The organism is Kitasatospora sp. NBC_00458 (assembly GCF_036013975.1).
Classification (GTDB): domain Bacteria; phylum Actinomycetota; class Actinomycetes; order Streptomycetales; family Streptomycetaceae; genus Kitasatospora.
In genome coordinates this window covers 7,486,204-7,509,710 of sequence record NZ_CP107904.1, presented here as the reverse complement: position 1 = coordinate 7,509,710, position 23,507 = coordinate 7,486,204, and the positions used below count along the sequence as shown (strand labels likewise).

22 protein-coding genes and 1 riboswitch are annotated in these 23,507 nt (G+C 73.8%); of the genes, 16 read left to right on the top strand and 6 right to left on the bottom strand.

Features of this window, described 5'->3' with window-relative positions; all coding sequences use genetic code 11:
- Window positions 1–68: 68 nt before the first annotated feature.
- A complete protein-coding gene (locus tag OG550_RS30660; RefSeq protein WP_327683028.1) occupies window positions 69–1,526 on the bottom strand; it encodes a glycine hydroxymethyltransferase in 1,458 nt (485 codons plus the stop codon).
- Window positions 1,527–1,547: 21 nt separating this feature from the next.
- Window positions 1,548–1,645, bottom strand: a riboswitch (ZMP/ZTP riboswitch).
- Between the two features lie 305 nt (window positions 1,646–1,950).
- Between OG550_RS30660 and OG550_RS30655 the strand changes: the two genes are divergently transcribed.
- From OG550_RS30655 to OG550_RS30630, 6 genes are all read left to right on the top strand, one after another.
- Window positions 1,951–2,979, top strand: a complete 1,029-nt coding sequence (locus tag OG550_RS30655) for an ABC transporter permease (RefSeq protein WP_327683026.1) — start codon at window positions 1,951–1,953, stop codon at window positions 2,977–2,979.
- Between the two features lie 87 nt (window positions 2,980–3,066).
- Window positions 3,067–4,821 (top strand): ABC transporter substrate-binding protein, encoded by a 1,755-nt coding sequence (locus tag OG550_RS30650; protein WP_327683024.1) that lies wholly within the window; start codon window positions 3,067–3,069, stop codon window positions 4,819–4,821.
- Between the two features lie 132 nt (window positions 4,822–4,953).
- A complete protein-coding gene (locus OG550_RS30645; RefSeq protein ID WP_327683022.1) occupies window positions 4,954–5,946 on the top strand; it encodes an ABC transporter permease in 993 nt (330 codons plus the stop codon).
- A 32-nt stretch (window positions 5,947–5,978) separates the two neighbouring features.
- Window positions 5,979–7,796: an ABC transporter ATP-binding protein gene (locus tag OG550_RS30640; protein ID WP_327683020.1), complete on the top strand. Its 1,818-nt coding sequence runs from the start codon at window positions 5,979–5,981 to the stop codon at window positions 7,794–7,796.
- 147 nt (window positions 7,797–7,943) lie between these two features.
- The gene (locus tag OG550_RS30635) at window positions 7,944–8,432 is read left to right on the top strand and encodes a hypothetical protein (RefSeq protein WP_327683018.1); all 489 of its coding nucleotides are present in this window, start codon (window positions 7,944–7,946) and stop codon (window positions 8,430–8,432) included.
- A gap of 143 nt (window positions 8,433–8,575) precedes the next feature.
- Window positions 8,576–9,139, top strand: a complete 564-nt coding sequence (locus OG550_RS30630) for an EF-hand domain-containing protein (protein WP_327683016.1) — start codon at window positions 8,576–8,578, stop codon at window positions 9,137–9,139.
- 100 nt (window positions 9,140–9,239) lie between these two features.
- On the opposite strand, the gene OG550_RS30625 is transcribed toward OG550_RS30630, so the two are convergent.
- A complete protein-coding gene (locus OG550_RS30625; RefSeq protein ID WP_327683014.1) occupies window positions 9,240–10,577 on the bottom strand; it encodes an MFS transporter in 1,338 nt (445 codons plus the stop codon).
- Between the two features lie 187 nt (window positions 10,578–10,764).
- Here OG550_RS30625 and OG550_RS30620 point away from each other — a divergent pair, with 187 nt between their 5' ends.
- The 3 genes from OG550_RS30620 (at window position 10,765) to OG550_RS30610 (ending at window position 12,789) form a co-directional block, all read left to right on the top strand.
- Entirely contained in the window at window positions 10,765–11,397 is a 633-nt protein-coding gene (locus OG550_RS30620; protein ID WP_327683012.1) for an AAA family ATPase, read from the top strand.
- A 103-nt stretch (window positions 11,398–11,500) separates the two neighbouring features.
- Window positions 11,501–12,046: an AAA family ATPase gene (locus OG550_RS30615; protein ID WP_327683010.1), complete on the top strand. Its 546-nt coding sequence runs from the start codon at window positions 11,501–11,503 to the stop codon at window positions 12,044–12,046.
- A 158-nt stretch (window positions 12,047–12,204) separates the two neighbouring features.
- On the top strand, window positions 12,205–12,789 hold the full coding sequence (locus tag OG550_RS30610; RefSeq protein WP_327683008.1) for a dihydrofolate reductase family protein: 585 nt from the start codon (window positions 12,205–12,207) through the stop codon (window positions 12,787–12,789).
- Here the strand turns inward: OG550_RS30610 and OG550_RS30605 are convergent.
- Entirely contained in the window at window positions 12,764–13,789 is a 1,026-nt protein-coding gene (locus tag OG550_RS30605; protein WP_327683006.1) for an EamA family transporter, read from the bottom strand. The two genes, OG550_RS30610 and OG550_RS30605, sit on opposite strands and share 26 nt — an antisense overlap.
- A 327-nt stretch (window positions 13,790–14,116) precedes the next feature.
- Between OG550_RS30605 and OG550_RS30600 the strand changes: the two genes are divergently transcribed.
- Window positions 14,117–14,551 carry a gamma-glutamylcyclotransferase family protein gene (locus OG550_RS30600; protein ID WP_327683004.1) on the top strand — a complete coding sequence of 145 codons (435 nt, stop codon included), beginning with the start codon at window positions 14,117–14,119 and terminating at the stop codon, window positions 14,549–14,551.
- A gap of 60 nt (window positions 14,552–14,611) precedes the next feature.
- Here OG550_RS30600 and OG550_RS30595 read toward each other — a convergent pair whose 3' ends face one another.
- Window positions 14,612–16,072, bottom strand: a complete 1,461-nt coding sequence (locus tag OG550_RS30595) for a catalase (RefSeq protein WP_327683003.1) — start codon at window positions 16,070–16,072, stop codon at window positions 14,612–14,614.
- Between the two features lie 210 nt (window positions 16,073–16,282).
- Here OG550_RS30595 and cbiE point away from each other — a divergent pair, with 210 nt between their 5' ends.
- From cbiE to OG550_RS30575, 4 genes are all read left to right on the top strand, one after another.
- Window positions 16,283–17,584 (top strand): precorrin-6y C5,15-methyltransferase (decarboxylating) subunit CbiE, encoded by a 1,302-nt coding sequence (gene cbiE / locus OG550_RS30590; RefSeq protein WP_442906101.1) that lies wholly within the window; start codon window positions 16,283–16,285, stop codon window positions 17,582–17,584.
- On the top strand, window positions 17,581–18,342 hold the full coding sequence (gene cobM, locus OG550_RS30585) for a precorrin-4 C(11)-methyltransferase (RefSeq protein WP_327682999.1): 762 nt from the start codon (window positions 17,581–17,583) through the stop codon (window positions 18,340–18,342). The genes cbiE and cobM overlap by 4 nt, the downstream gene beginning before the upstream one ends.
- 113 nt (window positions 18,343–18,455) lie before the next feature.
- Window positions 18,456–19,193 carry a cobalt-precorrin-6A reductase gene (locus OG550_RS30580; RefSeq protein ID WP_327684260.1) on the top strand — a complete coding sequence of 246 codons (738 nt, stop codon included), beginning with the start codon at window positions 18,456–18,458 and terminating at the stop codon, window positions 19,191–19,193.
- A 144-nt stretch (window positions 19,194–19,337) separates the two neighbouring features.
- Window positions 19,338–19,874 (top strand): DinB family protein, encoded by a 537-nt coding sequence (locus OG550_RS30575; RefSeq protein WP_327682997.1) that lies wholly within the window; start codon window positions 19,338–19,340, stop codon window positions 19,872–19,874.
- Window positions 19,875–20,000: 126 nt separating this feature from the next.
- Here OG550_RS30575 and OG550_RS30570 read toward each other — a convergent pair whose 3' ends face one another.
- Window positions 20,001–21,530: a UDP-N-acetylglucosamine 1-carboxyvinyltransferase gene (locus OG550_RS30570; RefSeq protein ID WP_327682995.1), complete on the bottom strand. Its 1,530-nt coding sequence runs from the start codon at window positions 21,528–21,530 to the stop codon at window positions 20,001–20,003.
- A gap of 145 nt (window positions 21,531–21,675) precedes the next feature.
- On the bottom strand, window positions 21,676–22,809 hold the full coding sequence (locus tag OG550_RS30565) for a cobalt-precorrin-5B (C(1))-methyltransferase (RefSeq protein WP_327682993.1): 1,134 nt from the start codon (window positions 22,807–22,809) through the stop codon (window positions 21,676–21,678).
- A 135-nt stretch (window positions 22,810–22,944) separates the two neighbouring features.
- On the opposite strand from OG550_RS30565, the gene OG550_RS30560 reads away from it, so the two are divergent.
- Both OG550_RS30560 and OG550_RS30555 read left to right on the top strand, forming a co-directional pair.
- A complete protein-coding gene (locus OG550_RS30560) occupies window positions 22,945–23,208 on the top strand; it encodes a type II toxin-antitoxin system Phd/YefM family antitoxin (RefSeq protein ID WP_045939983.1) in 264 nt (87 codons plus the stop codon).
- A complete protein-coding gene (locus OG550_RS30555; RefSeq protein ID WP_327682991.1) occupies window positions 23,205–23,465 on the top strand; it encodes a type II toxin-antitoxin system RelE family toxin in 261 nt (86 codons plus the stop codon). The genes OG550_RS30560 and OG550_RS30555 overlap by 4 nt, the downstream gene beginning before the upstream one ends.
- Window positions 23,466–23,507: the final 42 nt, after the last annotated feature.

Sequence of the window (23,507 nt, the reverse complement as noted above, 5' to 3'; positions counted from 1 at the left end):
GGGGGCTGCGGGGCCGGAGGAGGCGGTGACGGGGGCGGGGCCGGTGGGCCCCGCCCCCGTCGGGGCGGCTACGCCAGGTCGACGCCCGGGTAGAGCGGGAAGCCGCCGAGGAGGTCGGCGGCGCGCTTGGCGACGCCGTCGGCGACCGCGGGGTCGAGGACGTACTGCGCCTTGGAGGGGGCGCCGGCGGCGGTGGTGGCGGGCGTGGTGGCGCGCAGCACCGTGTCGATCAGTGCGGCGATCTCGTCCATCTCCGCGACGCCCAGGCCGCGGGTGGTGAGCGCGGGGGTGCCGATCCGGACGCCGGAGGTGTACCAGGCGCCGTTCGGGTCCTGCGGGACGGAGTTGCGGTTGGTGACGATGCCGGAGTCGAGGAGCGCCGCCTCGGCCTGCCGGCCCGTCAGGCCGTGGCCGGAGACGTCGGCGAGGACGAGGTGGTTGTCGGTGCCGCCGGTCACCAGCGTGCCGCCGCGGCGCAGCAGGCCCTCGGCGAGCGCCTGCGCGTTGTCGACGACCTGCTGGGCGTAGGCCCGGAACTCCGGACGGCGGGCCTCGGCGAAGGCGACCGCCTTGGCGGCCATGACGTGGGAGAGCGGGCCGCCGAGGACCAGCGGGCAGCCGCGGTCGACGTGCTCGGCCAGTTCGGCGGTGGAGAGCACCATGCCGCCGCGCGGGCCGCGCAGCGACTTGTGGGTGGTGGTGGTGACGATGTGGGCGTGCGGGACGGGGTCGAAGTCGCCGGTGAGCACCTTGCCCGCGACCAGGCCGGCGAAGTGCGCCATGTCGACCATCAGCGTCGCGCCGACCTCGTCCGCGATCTCGCGCATCCTGCGGAAGTCGACCCGGCGCGGGTAGGCGGAGTAGCCGGCCACCAGGATCAGCGGGCGGAACTCGCGGGCGGTGGCGCGCAGCGCGTCGTAGTCGATCAGGCCGGTGACCGGGTCGGTGCCGTAGCTGCGCTGGTCGAACATCTTGCCCGAGATGTTGGGGCGGAAGCCGTGGGTGAGGTGGCCGCCGGTGTCCAGGGACATGCCGAGCATCCGCTGGTTGCCGAGTTCCTGCCGCAGCCGGGCCCAGTCCTCGTCGGTGAGGTCGTTGACGTTGCGGACCCGGGCGCGTTCGAGCGCGGGGCTCTCGACCCGCTGGGAGAGGACGGCCCAGAAGGCGGTCAGGTTGGCGTCGATGCCGGAGTGCGGCTGGACGTAGGCGTGGTCGGCACCGAACAGGGCCCGGGCGTGCTCGGCGGCGATGGCCTCGACGTCGTCGACGTTGCGGCAGCCCGCGTAGAAGCGGCGGCCGACGGTGCCCTCGGCGTACTTGTCGCTGAGCCAGTTGCCCATGGCGAGCAGGACGGCCGGGGAGGCGTAGTTCTCGCTGGCGATGAGCTTGAGGGAGGCGCGCTGGTCCTCGATCTCGCGGCCGATGGCGGCGGCGATCCGCGGCTCGACCTCGCGGACGGCGTCGAGGGCGGAGCGGAACGCGGTGTTGGCACCGGGGCTGGCGGCCGTGTGGGGCTGCTGGGCCATGGCGGTCTCCTGGAGGGAGGTTCGGACGGCCCAGGCGCTCGGCAACTTGATCGTGATTCGGCACGGGACCGCTTCCCGATGGTCGATTCCATCCGTGCGCGCCAGTCGCGGCCCGCCGGAATCGTACCAATGCCACGGTTCCTGTGGCGGAGATCTCAAAATGCGGGACGACGGCGGACATGACATGACTTTTGTCCGGCTATGTCCGTTCTACTGCAACGGCAGTATTGCGGCGGAATGAAGCCGTCACAATGCACGAAACAAAGCCCGACACAGGCCTCCGGAATGATTTGCGGAACTCCCTTGGTATCCGATCTGATGGCGATCGGCGGCCCCCGGGAAACCCCCGGACCGGCCGCCCGGAAATACAGGTCAGCGCACCCTCACCCACGGGGCGGCGGAGAATTCGGGGAGTACGCCTCTCATGGCAGTGGTCGAACCAGTCGCAGCGCCGGACGCGGAGCCGGGCCCACGGACGCCCGCCCCGGGCCCCGCCCGGGAGCCCGCCCCGGCGGCCTCCCCGGCACCCGCCCCGAAGAGCCTGCTGCGGCGCGTCTGCCGCGACCGCACCGGAGCCGTCGCCCTCGCCGTCGTCGTCCTCTTCCTGCTGCTCGCCCTCGCGGCCCCGCTGATCGCCGCGCTGTACGGCAAGAACCCCACCGAGCACTACGGCCAGAACGCTCCCGGCCTGCTCAGCGACGGTGGCCTGCCGATCGCGCCGAACGGCGGCATCTCCGGCGAGTTCTGGTTCGGCCTCGAACCCGGGCTCGGTCGCGACGTCCTCACCCAGCTGCTGTACGGCATCCGCACCTCGCTGCTGATCGCCTTCGTCTCGGCCGCCGTGACCACCGCCCTCGGGGTGCTGGCCGGAGTGGCGGTGGGCTACCTCGGCGGCCTCACCGACCGGCTCTTCGGCTTCCTCTCGAACGTCCTGCTGGCGTTCCCGACGCTGCTCCTGCTGCTCGCGCTCAGCCCGGTGATCCAGTCCCGGCTGGTCGATCCCGGCACCGCGGAACCCGACTGGATGCAGTTCCTGGTCCTCATCCTGGTGTTCTCCGCGTTCGGCTGGATTCCGCTCGCGCTTTCCCTGCGGGCCGCCGTCCGGTCGCTCCGGGAAAGGGATTTCGTCCAGTCCGCACGGGCCATGGGCGCGAGCGGATTCCACATCGTGTTCCGCGAACTCCTGCCGAACGTCCGGGCGCAACTGCTGGTGCACGCCACCATGGCGGTGCCGACGTTCGTCGCCTCCGAGGCGGTGCTGTCCTTCCTCGGCGTCGGCATCAGCGAACCGATCCCGGACTGGGGCCGGATGATCTCCCGCGGTTCGGAGGTCTTCCAGGCCGACCCGACGTACATGTTCTTCCCCGGCGTCGCGCTGCTGCTCTTCGTCCTCGCCTTCAACCTGCTCGGCGACGCCGTCCGGGACGCGCTGGACCCGCGCGCCGCCCGCTGAGGCCTTCCGTCCTCCCCCGAGACCTTCCCTCCCCCGTCACACCGTTCACCTAGCCGCCCCGGCCCCCGGGGCAAGGAGAGATTCGCCATGCGCTGGATCAGACCGTCCCTCGCCGTCGTCGCGACCGCCCTGCTGGCGACCTCCTGCTCGGCCGGCGCGGGCAGCACCACCGGCACCGGCGGCACCGCCGCGGCCAAGGACGCCTCGCCGCTGACCGCCGCGCTCGGCACCGAGAAGGAGAGCGCCGGCCCGGCCCCCGCCGTCCCCGGCGCCCGCGCGGGCGGCACGGTGAACGTCTACAACGCGACCGACTTCCGCCACCTCGACCCGCAGAAGGTGTACGCCGGCGCCGCCTACAACACCTCGCTGCTCTGGGGCCGCCAGCTCACCCAGTACCAGGTGGTGGACGGCAAGGCGAAGCTGGTCGGCGACCTCGCCACCGACACCGGCACCCCCGCCGACGGCGGCCGCACCTGGACGTACAAGCTGAAGGAGGGGGTGGCCTGGGAGGACGGCCAGCCGATCACCTCCCAGCAGGTCAAGTACGGCATCCAGCGCAGCTTCGGCAAGGGCTACGAGGTCGGCCCGCCGTACTGGCCGCAGTGGCTCACCGGCGAGGCCAGCTACGACGACGCCCGCAAGAAGTACGGCGGCCCGCAGGACGGCGACCTCGCCGCGATCGAGACGCCGGACGACCGCACCCTCGTCCTCCACTTCCCGCAGCCGCAGGCCGACGTGCCGTACATGGCCGCGCAGTCCTCCTCCTCGCCGGTGCGCAAGGACAAGGACACCGGGACGGACTACGACCGGCTGCCGTACTCCAGCGGCCCGTACCGGATCGTCGAGCACGTCCAGAACACCCGGCTGGTGCTGGAGCGCAACCCGCACTGGAAGCCGGAGACCGACCCGATCCGCAACCAGTACCCGGAGAAGTTCGTCTTCACCTTCGGCAAGGAAGCGCTCAACATCAACCAGGAGATCCTCTCCGGGCGCGACGGCGGAGCGGACGCCACCACGGTCGCCACCCAGCTCTCCCCCGAGCTGTACCAGACCGTGGACACCGACCCCAAGGCCAAGGAACTGGTCGTCTCCGGCCGGCAGGGCGCCTTCGTCACCCAGCTCATGATCAACAACGAGCGGGTGGCCGACCTGGAGGTCCGCAGGGCGCTCAACCTCGCCTACCCGCGCCAGCAGGCGCGCCAGGTGCAGGGCGGCACCCGGGCCGGCGAACTCGCCACCACCCTCAGCTCGCCTGCGCTCGTCGACTGGCAGAAGTACGACCTCGACCCGGCCAAGCCGGAGGGCGACCCGGAGGCGGCCAAGGCCGCCCTCGCCAAGGCCAAGCAGGCACCCGCCCCGCTCACCTACGCGTACGCCAACACGCCCAACGGGCAGCGGATCGCCCAGGTCCTCGTCGACGGCTTCGCCAAGGCCGGCATCACCATCGTGCCCAAGCCGATCGACCCCAAGGCCCTGCTGGACGAGACGCACCGCGCCGACTCCCCCTACGACCTGTGGGAGGAGACCAGCTCGGTCGACTGGCCGACGCCCTCCACGCTGATCCCGTTCTCCTTCGACGGCCGCGCCAACAGCGACCTCAACTCCGCCCGGTACCGCAACGCCGAGGTCGACAAGGAGATCGACCGGATCAACCAGATCGGCGACCCGCGCCAGAAGGCCAAGGAGCTGTACGCGCTGGAGCAGACCGTGATGAAGGAGCTGCCGGTGCTGCCGTTCGCCTACCCGAACATGAACCAGCTGCGCGGCGCCAACGTCGGCGGGGCGTTCATCCACCCGATCTACGGCTCGGTCAGCCTGGCCTGGGTCTACCTGAAGTCCTGACGCCCGAAGCCCCCGGCGGCCCCGCCCGCCGCGCCCGCCACGGCGCGCGACGGTCCGCGCGGGCGGGGCCGCCCCCGACGCACTCGACGCCCCCGACGCGCTCCCGACGCCCTCTGATTCGGACCGGCCACCATGCTCTCCTTCGCCCTGCGGCGGATCCTCCAGGCGATCGCCGTCCTGGCCGCGGTCTCCGCCGCCGCCTTCGCCCTCTTCTACGCCGCCCCCGCCGACCCGGCCCGCGCCGCCTGCGGCCCGCGCTGCGACACCGGCCAGGTCGCGGCGGTCCGTTCGAGCATGGGACTGGACCAGCCGCTGCTCGCCCAGTACACCGACTACCTGACCGGGGTCGTCGCCGGGCGGGACATCAAGGACGTCGACGGCTCGGTCATCCACTGCGACGCGCCCTGCCTCGGCTACTCCTACCGGCTCCACCAGCCGGTCACCGACGCGCTGGTCGACCACCTGCCGGTCACCGTCTCGCTGGCCGCCGGCGCGCTCGCCTTCCTGCTGCTGTTCGGGCTCGGCACCGGCTTCGTCGCCGCGCTGCGCCACGGCACCCGGACCGACAAGCTGCTCTCCGGCTTCACCCTGGTCGGCGCCAGCGTGCAGATCTACTTCCTCGGGTACGTCGCGCAGTGGGGGCTCGTCTACACCACCGGACTGCTGCCGCTGCCCTCCTACACCCCGCCGGCCACCGACCCGGCCGCCTGGGCGGGCGGGATGCTGCTCCCCTGGCTGGTCCTCGGCTTCGTCAACTCGGCCGTCTTCGCCCGGCTCTCGCGCTCCCAGCTGCTGGAGACGATGAACGAGGAGTACGTCCGGACGGCGCGCGGCAAGGGCCTCGGCCTGCTCCGCACCCACCTCAAGTACACCTCCCGCGGCGCCGCCGGACCGCTGGTGCAGCTGCTCGGCCTGGAGGCGGGCGCCCTGCTCGGCGGCGCGGTGATCACCGAGACGGTGTTCGGCCTGAACGGCATCGGCCGGTTCGCCACCGAGGCCGTCGAGGGGCAGGACCTGCCGGCCGTGGTCGGCGCGGTGCTGCTGGCCGCCTGCTTCGTCGTGCTGTTCGTCGCGCTGGCCGACCTCGTGGTCGCCTGGCTCGACCCGCGCATCCGCCTCAGCTGACCCCCGCCCCCGCCCTTCCTGGAGCCCGTCCCATGACCGAGCCCGCCACGACTCCGGCCGCCGCGCCCGTCCCCGGTCCCGCGCCCACCCCCGCACCCGCACCCGCACCCGTCGGGGGGAGCGCCGGGGCTGCCGCCGGCGAGCCCGTGCTCAGCGTCCGCGAGCTGTCCGTCACCTTCGCCGACCCGCGCGGCGGCTCCCCCGTGACCGCCGTCCACGGCCTCTCCTTCGACCTCGCCCGGGGTGAAGTCCTCGGCCTGGTAGGCGAGTCCGGCTCCGGAAAGTCCGCGACCGGGCTCGCCGTGCTCGGCCTGCACGACCCGCGCACCACCACCGTCACCGGCTCGATCCGGCTGGGCGGACAGGAGCTGGTGGGCGCCTCGGAGTCGGTGCTGCGCGAGGTGCGCGGCGGCCGGGTGGCGCTGGTCTTCCAGGACGCGCTCACCTCGCTCAGCCCGTTCCACGGCGTCGGCGCGCAGCTCGCCGAGATGTACCGGCTGCACCACCCCGGCGCCGGGCGCTCCGAGGCCGGGCGGCGGGCGGCCGACATGCTGGACCGGGTCGGCATCCCGGCCGCCCGGGTCCGCGACTACCCGCACCAGTTCTCCGGCGGCATGCGGCAGCGCGTGATGATCGCGATGGCGCTGATGAACGACCCCGACGTGCTGATCGCCGACGAGCCGACCACCGCGCTCGACGCCCGCGTCCAGCGCCAGGTGCTCGACCTGCTGGGCGAGTTGCAGCGCGAACACGGCACCGCCGTGCTGCTGGTCAGCCACGACCTCGGCGTGGTCGCCGGCACGACGGACCGGACGCTGGTGCTGCGCGGCGGTGAGCAGGTCGAGACGGCGCCGACCGCCTCGCTGCTCGCCTCGCCCCGGCAGCCGTACACCCGGGCCCTGGTGGGCGCGGCGCTCACCCTGGAGACGGTGCCCGGCACGCCGCTGCCGACGGTCGACGACCCGTCGCCCTCGTACTCCTTCGCCGCGCGGGGTGCCTCGCGGGACGGTGACGGCGGTGACGGCCGTAGCGGCGGCGCCGCCCCCGACCGGGCCGCCGCCTCCCGGCCGGCCCCGTGGCTGGTGGAGGTCGAGGACCTCGCCGTGCACTTCCCCGGCCGTCGCCGCTTCCCCGGCCGGCGCCCCGAACCGGTCCGGGCCGTCGAGGGCGTCAGCCTGCGCATCGCCCCCGGCGAGTCCCTCGGCCTGGTGGGCGAGTCCGGCTCCGGCAAGTCCACCACCTCCCGCGTCCTGGCCGGCCTCCAGACCGTCACCGGCGGGACCGTCCGGTACGACGGCGTGGACGCCACCGCCCCCGACCGGACGCTCCGGCGGCGGCTCAGCAAGGAGATCCAGCTGGTCTTCCAGGACCCGTACGCCTCGCTCAACCCCCGCCGCACGATCGCCCGGACGCTGGACACCCCGCTGCGCCTGCACACCGCGCTGACCGCCGCGGAACGCCGTGACCGGTCCGCCGAACTGCTGGAGCAGGTCGGCCTGACGGCCGCGCACCTGGACCGCTACCCGCACGAGTTCTCCGGGGGCCAGCGGCAGCGGATCGGCATCGCCCGCGCACTCGCCCCCGAGCCCCGGCTGATCATCGCCGACGAGCCGGTCTCCGCACTGGACGTCTCGGTCCAGGCCCAGGTGCTCAACCTGCTGATGGAGCTGCGCGAACGGCTCGGCGTCGCCTTCCTGTTCGTCTCCCACGACCTCGCGGTGGTGCGGCACTTCTGCGACCGGGTGGCCGTGATGCACCGGGGCCGGCTGGTCGAGTCCACCGGACGGGACCAGCTGTTCAGCGCGCCGCACACCGAGTACACCCGGGAGCTGCTGGCCGCCGCGCACTGAGGCCCCGGCGGCGCCCGCGCCGCTGTGTCGGTCCCCCTCCTCCGGCGTCGCTCCGTCTACGATCGACCACCGGCAGTGACCGCGCATTCCCGGAGAAGGGGTCCCCGATGGGCTTCGTCCGCCAGTCCGCCAACCTCCTGTTACCTGTTGGGCCGTCTCCATCCCGAGGCGATCGACGGCATCGTCCCGCACCTGCCCGTCCTGGGCCCCACCCGGCACGTCCACCTCGCCGACGCCGGCGGCGGGGGCAGGCCGCTCAACCCGCAGCCGATCCCGCCGGGCGCCGCGGAACTGCGGCTCGCCGTCGCCGCCACCGTCAACGCGGTGGCCAACGCCGCCATCACCGCCCGCCTCTCCGACGGCGACGTGGGGAGAATCCTCACCGAGGTCGGCGACGACTGGTGCGGCACCCCGCACGGCAGGATCCCGTGGCCGAAGCACTGGCCGTTCCCGTGGCCGCCCGGCGAGCCTTACCCGATCGACTGGACGTACGCGACCCCCGCCGTCCAGGCCCAGGCCGCGCTGACCTTCCAGGCGTACGCCGGGGGTATCGCCGACGAGGAGCTCGGCGCCGCCTTCGGCGGCCTGGCGGAGCGGCTGGCGGACGCCGCGCTCCAGGGCACGGGCACGGGCTGAACCGCTCCCCCACCGGCGGGGCCGCCGGCGGCCGACCACGGCCGTCGGCGGCCTCGCCGGGCTGTTGGCGGCTTCGGCTGCGCGATCACGCGACGGCGGGTTAGCGTGCAGACTTCGGAGCGAGCACCAACCGAGGGGGCACGGTGTCGGAGGAACTGCTGATCGCCAAGATCAACCACGGCTTCGACCATCTGGACGCCGACGGGGACGGCCTGCTCACCGAGCACGACCACGTCCTGATGGGACACGCGGTGGCCCGGTCGCTCGGCCACGCCGAGGGGTCGGTGAAGGAGGAGCGGATCGTCGGCGCCTACCTGGCCATCTGGCGGGACCTGCACCTCGCCCACCTGCCGCCCGGCGCCACCTCGATCACCCGCGAGCAGTTCATCGCCTCCACCCGGACGGTCGCCGACGACCCGGCCGCCGCGCGGGCCGTCTTCGGCACCCTGGCCGAGGCGTTCATGGCCATCGCCGATGTGGACGGCAGCGGAACCGTCGACGCGGGCGAGTTCTTCGTCTTCCAGCGCGGCCACTTCTCCGCCCTCTCCCGCGACGACTCGGACGAGGCGTTCCGACGGCTCGACCTGGACGGCGACGGACGGCTCTCCGCCGCCGAATTCGTCTCCGGCATCGTCGAGTTCTGGACCAGCCGCGACCCCGGGGCCCCCGGCAACTGGTGGGCCGGCAAACCGACCCTGCTGTACTGAGCCGGGCCCCGGACCGACGCCGGGCCCCGGACCCACGCCCCCCCGCACGGGAGGCGGCGTCAGTCGGCCGGCTCCGCGGGGAAGTCCCGCAGAGGCGGCGTCAGTCGGCCGGCTCCGCGGGGAAGTCCCGCAGCGCCCGGACCTCACGGGTCAGCAGCAGCGGCACGCAGGAGGACAGCGCGACCACGGCCACCGCCCAGAGGGCCGGACGCAGGCCCACCGCAGAGCCCAGCAGACCGCCGGCGGCCGCGCCGAGCGGGAGCGTGCCCCAGATGACGAAGCGGACCGACGCGTTCATCCGGGCCTGCATCGCGGCCGGCGTGATCGCCTGCCGCAGGCTGACCTGGGCGATGTTGTAGGCGGTGATGCCGAAGGCCGTGATCCCGGCGGCCGCCGCCAGCGTGGGGACGGCACGGCCGGGGGTGGCGGTGGCGAGCAGCAGTACGCCCAGGCCGGGCAGGCACTTGGCCGCCACCAGCACCCGGCCGAGCCCGACCACCCGGATCAGCCGGGCCGTGGACAGGGCGCCGAGCAGCGCGAACACGTTGCCGACGGTCAGTGCAAGGCCGAGCCGGCCCGGCGACAGGGCCAGGTCACGCAGGGCGAACGCGGGCAGCAGGGCACTCAGCGCACCACTCAGGCCCACCAGGTTGGAGACGGCCGTGGCGAGGGCGAGCGAGCGCAGGATCCGCCGGCGGAAGACGAAGCGCAGGCCGGCGGCGATCCGGGTACGCATCCTCCCCTCGGCCGCGGGCCGCGCGGGTTCCCCCCGGCCCGGCTCCGCCCGCTCCGGCCCACCGGCCCGCCCCGGCGTCCGGATCACGCCGAGGAGGAGCGCCGAGACGAGGTAGCTCACCGCGTCCGCGAGCAGGATCAGCGGTGCGGCCACCAGCTGGAGCAGCAGCCCGGAGAGCCCGGGACCGGTCAGTTCGGCGGCCGAGCGGGAGAACTCCAGCCGGCTGTTGCCGTCCGCCGTCCGGCCGCGCCCGACGACTTCGGGCAGGAACGCCTGGTCGGCGATGTCGAAGAAGACCGTGAACAGTCCGGTGACGAACCCGACCGCGCAGAGCAGCGGCACGCTCAGCAGGTCGAGGGCGTAGCCGAGCGGCAGGACGCAGATCGCGGCCGCCCGGCCGAGGTCGGCCACGACCATCACCCGGCGCCGGTCCCACTGGTCGAGCAGCGCACCGGCCGGCAGGCCGACCAGCAGGAAGGGCAGGGTCTCGGCCGCGGCGACCAGTCCGAGCTGGCCCGGAGTCGCGCCGACGGTGGTGAGCGCGAGGACGGGGAGGACGAAGAAGGTGATCTGGGTGCCGAACTGGCTGACGGTGTGGGCCGACCAGAGCGCCGCGAAGTCCCGCTGCCGCCAGAGCCCGGGCGGACGGGCCCGCGGGCCGACCCCGTCGGTGCGTGTTCCGTGAACGCCGGTGTCCGTCATACCGCTCCCCCGCTGTCGGCTGTGTGTGTTCCCCGACCCGGCGGCGACTCCCCGGCGCCGCCGGGCACCCGATGGATGGTAGTCGAATGACCCTTTCCCGGAGGCGACTTGGCGAAGATCCACGATCGCGCACCGGCGGCGGCCCACGGGAGTGGCACGGCCGGGACGGCGGCATAGAGTGATCGGCATGCTCTTGTGGATCAACGGGCCCTTCGGCGTCGGCAAGACCCAGGTCTCGCACGAACTGCGGCGGCGGCTGCCCGGCAGCGTGCTGTGCGACCCCGAGGAGGTCGGCTTCGGGCTGCACCGGATGACCCCGAAGGCGCTGCGCGGCGACTTCCAGGACCTGCCCGCCTGGCGCCAGGGCGTCTTCGAGGTCCTGGATCTGACGCTCGATCACCACCCGGGTCCGGTGATCGTGCCGATGACGGTCACCGAGCCCGCCTACCTCGCCGAGACCCTCGGCCGCCTGCGCGAACGCGGCCACGACGTACGGCACTTCGCCCTGCTGGCGGAGCGCGAGGAGGTGCTGCGACGCCTGCGCGAGCGCGGGTTCGGCCACGCCGTGCAGCTGGTCGCCGGGGTGGACGCGCCGCTGCGCGGGGAGAGCTTCGCGGTGTCGCGGCTCGACCACTGCCTCGACCGCCTCGGCGGCGCCGAATTCGGCGAACACGTGCGGACCGACCACCTCACCGTGCCCGAGGTCGCCGAACACGTGGCGGCCTCGGCCGGGTTGGCGATCGCACCGGACACCGACGGCCCGCTGCGCGGGCGCCTCCGGCGGGCGCTGGTGGGGGTCAGGCACATCCGGTTCATCTGAGCGGACATCCCAGCAGGCATCCGGGCAAGCGCCCGAGCGGGGCATCCAGGCAGACATCCCAGCAGGCGCCCGAGCAGGCGTCCGAGCAGACAGGGGCAGCACCATGCGGCGGTTCGTCCTCACCGGTACACCGGGAGCCGGGAAGACCACTCTGCTGGGCGAGTTGGCGCGGCGCGGCTTCACCGTCGTGCCGGAGGCCGCCACCGACGTGATCGCGCGACGGCAGGCCGGCGGCGATCCGGAACCGTGGACCCGGGCCGACTTCGTCGACGAGGTCGTGGCCCTGCAGCGCGAGCGCGCGGCCGCCGCGGACGGGGAGGTCCAGTTCCACGACCGCTCGCCGGTCTGCACCGAGGCGCTGCGCGACTTCCTCGGACGCCCCGCGTCGCCGGGGCTGACCGCCGAGCTGCGCCGCATCGGCGAAGAGGCCGTCTACCGGCGCGAGGTGTTCTTCGTCCGCAACCTCGGCTTCGTCGAGCCGACCGCCGCCCGGCGGATCTCCTTCGAGGACGCGCTCGTCTTCGAGCGGCTGCACGAGCGTGCCTACCGGGCGCACGGCTTCCGGCTGATCGACGTCCCGGCCGCCGGGGTGGCCGAGCGGGCGGACCTGATCGAGGCGGTCGTCTCCCGCGCCGCGCCCCACCCGTGAGGGCGGCGCGACCGGACGGCCCGGGCCCTGCGCAGCCCGCCCCTTCGGACCGGCGGCCGACTTTTCCCGGATACCTCTTGCAGCCACTACATCCGGAGTACTATAACTGTCGTGGTTGAGAGCACGAGGCCCTCGACCGGACGATTCCAAGGACGTGAATGCGCAAGCTCACCTACTACGTCGGCGCCACCCTCGACGGCTTCATCGCCGCCCCGGACGGCGACTTCGACATGCTCCTCCCGTACCTCACCGGCGACTTCCTCCCCTACATGCTCGCCGAGTTCCCGGAGGCCCTGCCCACGCCGGGCCGCGCCGCCCTGGGGGTGGCGGACGCGCCCAACAAGCGCTTCGACACCGTGCTCATGGGCCGCGGCACCTACGGCCCCGGGGTGCCCCTCGGCCTCGCCAACCCCTACGCCCACCTGCGCCAGATCGTCTTCTCCCGCTCCATGACGGAGAGCCCCGACCCCGCGGTCGAGGTCACCGCCGCCGACCCGCTGACCCTGGTCCGCGAGCTCAAGCAGGAGGACGGCCTCGGCATCTGGCTGTGCGGCGGCGGCGAACTGGCCGGGCGGCTCCTCCCCGAGATCGACGAACTGATCATCAAGCAGTACCCGCTCGTGACCGGCTCGGGCGTCCCGCTGTTCCGGGCCGGGTTCGCCCCGCACGCCTTCTCCCTGGAGGAGGCCCGCACCTTCGACAACGGGGCCGTCGTCCTCACTTACGCGAGGACGTCCGGCTGACGCTCACCACGAGGCAGACGCCGACGACCACGATCGCCCCGCCCAGCAGGGTGGGGCGGGTCAGCGGCTCGGCGAGCACCAGCCAGCCGAGCAGCACCGCCACCACCGGGTTGACGTAGGCGTAGGTGGCGACCAGGCCCAGCGGCGCCGAGCGCAGCAGCCACGCGTACGCGGTGTAGGCGACCAGCGAGCCGAACACCACCAGGAAGCCGAGCGCCAGCCAGGACCGCCCGGAGACGGCTCCCAGGTCCAGTCCGTACTGCTCGCCGCGCACCAGCCCGATCAGCGTGTTGCCGAGCCCGCCCGCGAGCATCTGGTAGGCGCTGGCGGCGAAGACGTTGCCGGGCATTCGGATCCGCTTCGCGGCGAACGACCCGAACGCCCAGGTGAGGGTGCCGCAGACCACCGCGATCACACCGCCCTTCGCGATGTCGCCGCCGATCGCGGGTGCCGAGAGCACACCGAGCCCGACCAGTCCGAGCATCACACCGGCCAGCTCGACCGCCTTCGGGCGGTCGCCGCCCGCCGCCGTCAGCAGGACCATCCAGAGCGGCACGACGGCCACCAGCAGGGCGGCCAGCCCCGACGGGATCGAGTTCTCGCCGAGCACCACCAGGCCGTTCCCGCCGGTCAGCAGCAGCACGCCGACCAGCACGGAGGACCCCAGCTGCCGCAGGTCCACCCGGAGCCCGCTCCGCCCGTAGCGGATCGCGACGAACCCGACGAGCAGCAGACCCGCGGTCAGGAAGCGTGCCGCGGCGGAGAGGAAGGACGGCATCGTCTCCAGCGCGATCCGGATCGCCAGGTACGTCGACCCCCAGAGCACGTAGACCACGCCGAGCGCCACCCACACCGGGCCGCCGAGGCGGGCGGGCGCGGCGTCCGCGGGCACGGAACCGGCGGGCGCGGCGTCGACGGGCACGGCATCGACGGGTACGGCGGCGGGTCCGGCGGCGGCCGCACCGGACGCGCCGGACGTGCCTGCGGCGGGAGCTGTCATGTGTGTCCCCCTAGGACGGTACTGGCTTGCACCAGTCATGACATCGCATCAGCCCACCCGAGCGCCAGTCGGTATCACCAGGCGATCGGCCGACGGCCACCGGAGTCCGACCGGCGGACCGACGGCGACGGGCGGCGACGGGCGGGGGGTGGCAGGCGGCACCGGACCGAGGGGGCCGGACGGCGGAGCACCGGCGGTCGACGGATTCCGGCGATCGGGAAGCGACCGACAGCCGACAATCAGCGGATGACTGATGACTGGCGGATTCCGTCATCCGCCAGTCATCAGTCATCAGTCATCAGTCGTCGACCGCCCCCGAGGAGCCCCGTGCCCGCCGCCCCGACCGCCCCCGCCCTCCCCTTCTTCGTCTACGGCACCCTCCGCCCCGGCGGGCGCAACCACGCCCTCCACCTGGCCGGCCGGTGCGCCGAGGTGCGCGGGGCGGTGCTGGAGGGCGCGGCCCTGCACGCGGGACCGGGGTTCCCCTACGCGGTGCCGGACGCGACCCCCGGGCGGCGGATCGTCGGCGAGCTGGTCACGATCCGCCCCGGCGCGTACCCGGACGCGCTCGCCGCCCTGGACCGCCTGGAGGACTGCCGGGCCGACGGCACCGGCGAGTACGTCCGGGAGCGGCTCGCCGTCCGGACCGCGGACGGCGCCGCGGCGCAGGCGTGGGTGTACCTGGCCGGGCCGGAGGTCGCCGCCCGGCTGCGCACGCACCCCGCGCTGATCGCCTCCGGGGACTGGCTGCACGACCGCTGAGGGCGCGGGCCCGACGGGGCCCGCGCCCTCCGACTGCGTCCGGACCGCCGTCCGGCCGGCTCAGGCCCTGCCCACGCCCGAGGCGACCCGGTCGCCGAGCGCCTTGTCGACATTGCGCCAGTACTGCACCGCCCGGTCCAGCACCGGATCGCTCACCCCGCCCTTGAGGTGCCCGACGATGTTGGAGACCAGCCGGTCGCGCTGCGCGTCGTCCAGCACCTTGCGGACCATCGTGCCCGCCTGCCCCCAGTCGTCGTCCTCGGCGTGCAGCGAGTACGCCTCGCGGACCATGTCGCCGGACGTCTGCCAGCCGGCCGACGGGTCGTCGTACGCCTTCGGGTCGGCCGCCGGTCCGCCCTTGGAGTTGGGCGCGTACGGGGCCGCAGTGCGCGCCGGGTCGAACCGCATCGGCCCGTCCTTGGCGTACGAGTGCACCGGGACGTGCGGCCGGTTCGGCGGCAGCTGCGCGTAGTTGGGGCCGATCCGGTACCGGTGCGTGTCCGGGTAGGAGAAGACCCGGCCGAGCAGCATCTTGTCCGGCGAGACGCTGATGCCCGGCACCAGGTTGGCGGGTTCGAAGGCGGCCTGCTCGATGTGGACGAAGTAGTCCTCGGGGTTGCGGTTCAGGGTCATCGTGCCGACCCGGATCAGCGGGTAGTCGCCGTGCGGCCAGACCTTCGTCAGGTCGAAGGGGTTGAACCGGTAGCCGGGCGCCTCGTCGAACGGCATGACCTGCACGTGCAGCGTCCAGGACGGCGCGTTGCCGCCCTCGATCGCCTGCCAGAGGTCCTCGCGGTGCAGGTCCGGGTCGGAGCCGGCCAGCCGGTCGGCGTCGGCCTGGGTGAGGAAGTCGACGCCCTGGTCGGTCTTGAAGTGGTACTTCACCCAGAACCGCTCGCCGGCGGCGTTGATCCACATGTAGGTGTGCGAGCTGTACCCGTTCATGTGCCGGTAGGACTTCGGGATCCCGCGGTCCCCCATCAGCCAGGTGACCTGGTGGGCGGACTCCGGCGAGAGCGTCCAGAAGTCCCACTGCATGTCGTGGTCGCGCAGGCCGTTGTCCGTGCGCCGCTTCTGCGAGCGGATGAAGTCCTGGAACTTGATCGTGTCGCGGACGAAGAAGACCGGGGTGTTGTTGCCCACCAGGTCGTAGTTGCCGTCCTCGGTGTAGAACTTCAGCGCGAAGCCGCGCGGGTCGCGCCAGGTGTCCGGGCTGCCCTGCTCGCCGGCCACGGTCGAGAAGCGGGCCAGCATCTCCGTCCGCTTGCCCGGCTGGAACAGCGTCGCCTTGGTATACCGGCTGACGTCCTCCGTGGTCTCGAAGACGCCGTACGCCCCGGCCCCCTTCGCGTGCACCACCCGCTCCGGCACCCGTTCGCGGTTGAACTGGGCCATCTTCTCGATCAGGTAGTGGTCGTGGAGCAGAATCGGGCCGTCCCTGCCCACCGTGAGCGAGTTGTCGTCGCTCGGCACCGGGACCCCGGCGTTGTTGGTGGTGTACGGGACCGCTGACTCGGACATGGTGCCCTCCGTTGCGTGCTGAGGTCCCCCCGGTCGACGCTAACGCCGCCCGGCGGGGCGTGCACCCTGGCCGGTCCGCGACCGGATACCGCCAGGTAGGCTGCCCCGGTCCCGCCTCACCGGCCCCGGACGGCCCTCCGGCCCCGGGCCACCGAGCCGGGCCGCAGGCCCCCCGCCGTCCGTACCACCCCGCCCGAACCGCACCGTCCGATGCGCACCGTCCGAAGCCCACCGCCCGAACCGCGCCCGCAGATCCCCAAGGAGCCCCCGGTGACCCAGCAGCCGCCCCCGCTCACCGTCGTCGGGATCGGGGCCGACGGCTGGCCCGGCCTCGCCGGCACCGCGCGGGCCGCGCTGCGGACGGCCGAGGTCGTGATCGGCGGCCCCCGCCAGCTCGACCTGCTCCCCCCGGACGAGGTGTCCGCCGAACGGGTCTCCTGGCCGTCCCCGCTGCGCCCGGCCGTCCCCGGGCTGCTGGAGCGGTTCGCGGACCGCCGGGTCGCCGTCCTGGCCAGCGGCGACCCCATGTTCCACGGCATCGGCCGCACCCTCGCGGAGATCGCCGGCCCCGACCGGCTGCGCATCCTGCCGCACCCCTCCTCCGTGTCGTACGCCTGCGCCCGGCTCGGCTGGCCGCTGGAGTCCACCGAGGTGGTCACCCTGGTCGGCCGCCCCCTGGACACCCTGCGCCTCGCCCTCAACCCCGGCCGCCGGCTGCTCGTCCTCAGCGCCGACGCCGCAGGGCCCGCCGCCGTCGCCGCGCTGCTCACCGCGAGCGGCTTCGGCGCCGCCCGGCTGCGGGTCCTGGAACAGCTCGGCGGCCCCGCCGAGCGGCAGCTGGACGGCCCCGCCGACGGCTGGCCGCACCCGCCCGGCGACCCGCTCAACCTGATCGCGGTCGACCTCGGCCCCGCCGGCCCCCGCACCCCGGTCGTCCCCGGTCTGCCCGACGCCGCCTACGAGAGCGACGGCCAGCTGACCAAGCGGCACGTCCGCGCCGCCACCCTCGCCACCCTCGCGCCCACCCCCGGCGAGCTGCTCTGGGACGTCGGCGGCGGCTCCGGCTCGATCGCGATCGAGTGGCTGCGCGCCCACCGCGACAACCGGGCCGTCACCGTCGAACGCGACCCCGTCCGGGCCGGGCGGATCGCCCGCAACGCCGCCGCGCTCGGCGTGCCCCGGCTGCACGTCGTCACCGGCCCCGCGCCCGCCGCGCTCACCGGGCTGCCGGCCCCCGACGCGGTGTTCGTCGGCGGCGGGCTCACCGCCCCCGGACTGCTCGACGCCTGCTGGACCGCGCTGGCGCCGGGCGGGCGGCTGGTCGCCAACACCGTCACCCTGGAGTCCGAGGCGCTGCTCACCGAGTGGTACCGGCGGCACGGCGGGGAGCTGCTGCGGCTCGCCGTCGCGCACGCCGTCCCGGTCGGCGGCTTCACCGGCTGGCGCCAGGCGATGCCGGTCACCCAGTGGTCCGCCGTCAAACCCCTCACCTCCCAGGAGAACGCCTCGTGACCGTCCACTTCATCGGGGCCGGACCCGGCGCCGCCGACCTGATCACCCTGCGCGGCCAGCGCCTGCTGGCCCGCGCCGAGGTCTGCCTCTACGCGGGCAGCCTGGTGCCCCGCGAGCTGCTGGACGAGTGCCCGCCCGGCGCCCGCCTGGTCGACACCGCCAACCTCAACCTCGACCAGATCGTCGAGGAGCTGGTCCGCGCCCACCGGGCCGGCCAGGACGTGGCCCGGCTGCACTCCGGCGACCCGTCCGTGTTCAGCGCCGTCGCCGAGCAGATGCGCCGGCTCGACGCGGCCGGCGTCCCGTACGAGGTGGTGCCCGGCGTGCCGGCCTTCGCCGCCGCCGCGGCCGCGCTCAAGCGCGAACTGACCGTGCCGACCGTCGGCCAGACCGTCATCCTCACCAGGATCGCCAAGCGCGCCACCCCGATGCCGGAGGGCGAGGACCTCGCCACCCTCGGCCGCAGCGGCGCCCTGCTCGTCCTGCACCTGGCCGCCGGGTACGTCGACGACGTGGTCGAGCAGCTGCTGCCGCACTACGGCGCCGAGTGCCCGGCCGCCGTCGTCGCGATGGCCAGCCGGCCGGACGAGCTGGTGCTGCGCGGCACCGTCGGCTCCATCGCCGGGCAGGTGAAGGAGGCGGGCGTGGTCCGCACCGCGGTGATCATCGTCGGCCGGACGCTCGCCGCCGAGCAGTTCCGCGACAGCCACCTCTACTCGGCGGACCGCGAGCGCCCGCACGAGCCCTGCGGGTCGTAGTGGCCCGCCCGCCGCGGCCCGCCCCGCAACCCGCACCGCCCGCACCGCAGCCCGCACCGCCCGCACCGCAGCCCGTACCTCAGCCCGCGCCCCGGGCCCCGCACCGCCCCCACCTGCTGGTCCTCGGCGGGACGACCGAGGCGCGGGAGCTGGCCGCCGCCCTGGTCGGCGCACCGCTCAGGGTCACCAGCTCGCTCGCCGGCCGGGTCGCCGAACCCCGGCTGCCCGCCGGCGAGGTCCGGATCGGCGGCTTCGGCGGCCCCGAGGGCCTCGCCGCCTGGCTGCGCGCCGAGCGGGTGGACGCCGTGGTCGACGCCACCCACCCGTTCGCCGCCGTGATGTCCCGCAACGCGGCCGGGGCCGCCGCCGCGACCGGCGTGCCGCTGCTCGCGCTGCGCCGCCCCGGCTGGGAGCCGGTGGCCGGCGACCGCTGGCACCCGGTGGCCTCCCTCGCGGCCGCGGCGGAGCTGCTCCCCTCGCTCGGCCGGCGGGTCCTCCTCACCACCGGACGGCAGGGCATCGGCGTGTTCGCCCACCTCGACGGCCTGCACTTCACGGCCCGTTCGGTCGACCCGCCCGAGCCCCCGGTGCCCGCCTCGCTCGACGTCCTGCTCGACCGCGGGCCGTTCACCCTGGACGGGGAACGCGCGCTGCTGCGCGAGCACCGGATCGACGTGGTGGTCACCAAGGACAGCGGCGGCGCCGCCACCGCCCCCAAGCTCACCGCCGCCCGCGAACTCGCCCTCCCCGTGGTGGTCGTGGAGCGCCCGCCGCTGCCGGACGGCGTCCCGGTGGCGGAGAGCGTCGGGGCCGCGCGGGAGTGGCTCGCCGGGCTCGGCCCCGGCTGGTGACGGCCGCCGCGCCGGGCGCGCCCTCCGGCGCCGACCGGCCGTACCCGACCTGCCCGGCCCCGCCTTCGCGGCCCGGCCCCCGAGGCCCGGTCCGGTTCGAAAAAACCCGGCGCCAGGAGCCGCCCGCCCTGCGATCATGACCCGATGGACGCCTACGACCGCGCCGACGCCGCGCGCACCGAGCCCCTCCGCACCGCCGACGAACGCGCCACCCTGGTCACCTTCCTGGACCACCAGCGCGCCACGTTCGCGATGAAGTGCGCCGGGCTGACCACCGAACAGCTGCGCGCCCGCCCCCTCCTGCCCTCGGAGCTCTCCCTGCTCGGCCTGGCCCGCCACCTCGCCGAGGTGGAGCGCGGCTGGTTCCGCAACGTCCTCGCCGACGAGGACCGGCCGGGCTACTGGAGGCACGAGGACGACAGGTCCGCGGAGTTCGAGGCCGAAGCGGCCGACCCGGACGAGGCCTTCGAGATCTGGCGCGGCGAGTGCGAGCACGCCCGGCAACTCGTCGCCGCCGCCGACTCGTTGGACGTACTCGGGCACTACCGGCGCAGCAGCGACGGCACCGACGAGGTCTACTCGCTCCGCTGGATCCTCACCCACATGATCGAGGAGTACGCCCGCCACAACGGCCACGCCGACCTCCTCCGCGAACACCTCGACGGCCGCACCGGCGAGTGACGCGGAATGCGCCGGTGCCCGGCCCCGGGTCTCCCGGGCCGGGCACCGCGCACCGCGCACTGCACCACCGGTCGACCGGTGGTGCAGTGGGATGGCGCTGTCGGATGCCGCGATCAGATGTCGCGATCAGATGTCGCGGAAGGTCTCGATCTGGGCGCCGATGGAGTTGAGGCGCTCGGCGAGGTCCTCGTAACCGCGGTTGATGACGTAGACGTTGCGCAGCACCGAGGTGCCCTTGGCCGCGAGCATCGCGAGCAGGATCACGACGGCGGGGCGCAGCGCGGGCGGGCAGACCATCTCGGCGGCGCGCCAGCGGGTCGGGCCCTGGACGAGGACCCGGTGCGGGTCGAGCAGCTTGATGTCCGCGCCGAGCCGGGTGAGTTCGGTGAGGTAGATGGCGCGGTTGTCGTAGACCCAGTCGTGGATCATCGTGGTGCCGTGCGCGGCCGCGGCGATCGCGGCGAAGAACGGCACGTTGTCGATGTTGATGCCGGGGAACGGCATCGGGTGGATGGTGTCGACCGGCGCGGTCAGCTTGGACGGGCGGACGGTGAGGTCGACCAGCCGGGTGCGGCCGTTGTGGGCCGGGTACTCGGGGGTGCGGTCGTAGTCGAGGCCCATGCCCTCCAGCACGGCGAGCTCGATCTCCAGGAACTCGATCGGCACCCGGCGGATGGTCAGCTCGGAGGAGGTGACGACGGCGGCGGCCAGCAGGCTCATCGCCTCCACCGGGTCCTCGGCGGGGGTGTAGTCGACGTCGCAGGTGATCTGCGGGACGCCGTGCACGGTGAGGGTGGTGGTCCCGACGCCCTCGATCCGGACGCCCAGCTTCTCCAGGAAGAAGCAGAGGTCCTGGACCATGTAGTTGGGCGAGGCGTTGCGGATGACGCTGACGCCGTCGTGGCGGGCGGCGGCGAGCAGGGCGTTCTCGGTGACGGTGTCCCCGCGCTCGGTCAGCACGATCGGCCGGTCCAGCGGGGTGCCGGGCTGGACGGAGGCGTGGTAGGCGCCGCCGGTGGTGGCGACCTCCAGGCCGAAGCGGCGCAGCGCGGTGAGGTGGGGCTGGACGGTGCGGGTGCCGAGGTCGCAGCCGCCGGCGTACGGGATGGCGAACTTGTCGGCGCGGTGCATCAGCGGGCCGAGGAACATCAGCACGCTGCGGGTGCGGCGGGCGGCCTCGACGTCCATGCCGTCGAGGTCGAGCTCGGCGGGCGGGGTGAGTTCGAGGTCGCGGCCGTCGTTGGTCCAGCGGCTCTTGACGCCGATGCTGTTGAGCACTTCGAGGATGCGGTAGACCTCCTCGATGCGGGCGACGCTGCGCAGGGTGGTGCGACCGGTGGTCAGCAGCGAGGCGCAGAGGATCGCCACGCAGGCGTTCTTGCTGCTGCGGACGTCGATCGCACCGGAGAGCCGGGTGCCGCCGGCGACCCGCAGGTGCATCGGGCCGGCGTAGCCGAGGGAGACGATCTCGCTGTCGAGCGCTTCGCCGATGCGGGCGATCATCTCAAGGCTGACGTTCTGCTTGCCCTGTTCGATGCGGTTGACCGCGCTCTGGCTGGTGCCGAGGGCTTCGCCGAGCTGAGCCTGGGACCAACCGCGGTGCTGACGCGCGGTGCGGATGAGGGTGCCGATACGGGTGAGATAGTCGCCTGTCACCCGGCAGACCATATCTCATGGCTGAGATAGCACCAGAATCGACCCCGGGCGTGGCGCCACTTTTGTCCGATTCTCCCCCCGTATGAGCGTCAGATCTTCACATCACAGCGAAGTTCCTATGACACGCCTGAGACAGAAGGGGCCGTCAGCACGGGCCCAGCGGCTCCGCCCGGCCGACGATCGTCCCGGCCCGGTCGATGCAGATGACGTCCACCTCGACCGGCGAACCCACCAGCACCTCCAGCGCGGTGGCCCGGGCCCGCACCGCTACGAGGTCGCCGAGCGGCACCCCGGCGGCGCGGCAGAGCTGGACCGCCTCCAGCGCGGTGTTCGCCGACGCCACCGCCGACACCAACTCCTCGTCCGCACCGCCCGTGCGGGCCAGTCCGGCCAGGTGGCCCTTGTCGACCTGGGAGCGCGCCGAGTGCAGGTCGAGGTGGCCGGCCGCGAGCTTGGAGAGCTTGGCGAAGCCCCCCGCGATGGTCAGCCGGGGCACCGGGTGGCGCTTGAGGTACTTGAGCACCGCACCCGCGAAGTCGCCCATGTCGAGCAGCGCGTCCTCGGGCAGCCCGTGCACGGCGACCGCCACCTTCTCCGAGGTCGAACCGGTGCAGCCGGCCACATGCGTGCGGCCGGCCGCCCGGGCCACGTCCACCCCGCGCCGGATCGAGTCGATCCAGGCCGAACAGGAGTAGGGGACGACGATCCCGGTCGTCCCGAGGACGGAGAGGCCGCCCAGGATGCCGAGCCGGGGGTTCCAGGTGGACCGGGCGATCTCCTCGCCGTGGTCGACGGAGATCTCCACCACGACGTCCCCGCTGCCGCCGAACTCCGCCGCGACCTCGGCGACCGCGTCCCGGATCATCTGCCGGGGCACCGGGTTGATGGCCGGCTCGCCGACCGGGAGCGGCAGCCCGGCCCTGGTCACCGTGCCCACCCCCGGCCCGGCCCGGAACACCACGCCGGCGCCCGGCCGCCCCGCCCGCACGGTGGAGCGGACCAGCGCCCCGTGGGTCACGTCCGGGTCGTCCCCGGCGTCCTTCACCACCCCGGCCATCGCCCACCGGCCGCCCGCCCCGGCGGAGAGCTCCTCCGCCGCCAGTGCGAACCCCGGCCGCTGGCCCTTCGGCAGCGTGATCACCACCGGGTCCGGGAAGGCCCCGGTCAGCAGCGCCCGGTACGCGGCCTTGGTCGCCGCCGTGGCACAGGCCCCGGTCGTCCACCCGTGCCGCAGCCCGCTGCTCCTCAGCTGCCCGGCCCGCCCGCCGACCTCGCCCATGCCCCGCACCCGTCTCCCTGTCGTTCCTCGTCGGTCGGGACATCATGCTCCACCGCCGGCACGCCGGTCCCGCAGTGGGGTCCGGGGTCCGCAAGCGGGATTGTGTACACCTGGCACACTTCGTACACTCGGGGCATGAGCGAGCAGCCTGTGCAGACCGTATCGATTCGCGAGGCCCGCGAGCACCTCGCCGACGTCGTCGACCGCGCGGAGCGGGACGAGCCGACCGTCATCACGCGGCGTGGACGGGAGGTCGCCGCCGTCGTCCCGATAGAGCTGCTGCGTGAGTACCGGCAGTGGGAGGAGCGCGAACTGATGCGCCTCATCGAGGAGCGCCGCGACGAGCCCACCTACTCGCTGGACGAGGTCATGGCCGAGACCCTGGCCAGGCCGGAGTGAAGTACAGCACGCGCTTCACCGAGTCGGCCCGCGGCGAGCTGCGCAAGCTGCCCCGGGCGACGGCGGTCCTGGTCCTGCGCAAGCTCGCCGAGCTCGAACAGGACCCCTACGGCTTCCACACCACCGCATTGGTGGGATCGCCCGACCATCGCCGTCTGCGGGTGGGCGACCACAGGGTGATCTACACCGTCGACGGCGGGCTGCTGCTCGTCCTGGTGGTCCGGGTCGGCCACCGTTCCGAGGTCTACCGCGGCTGACGGACGCCCTACCGGACGGGGCGCCGCTCCGGCGTCCGTCCA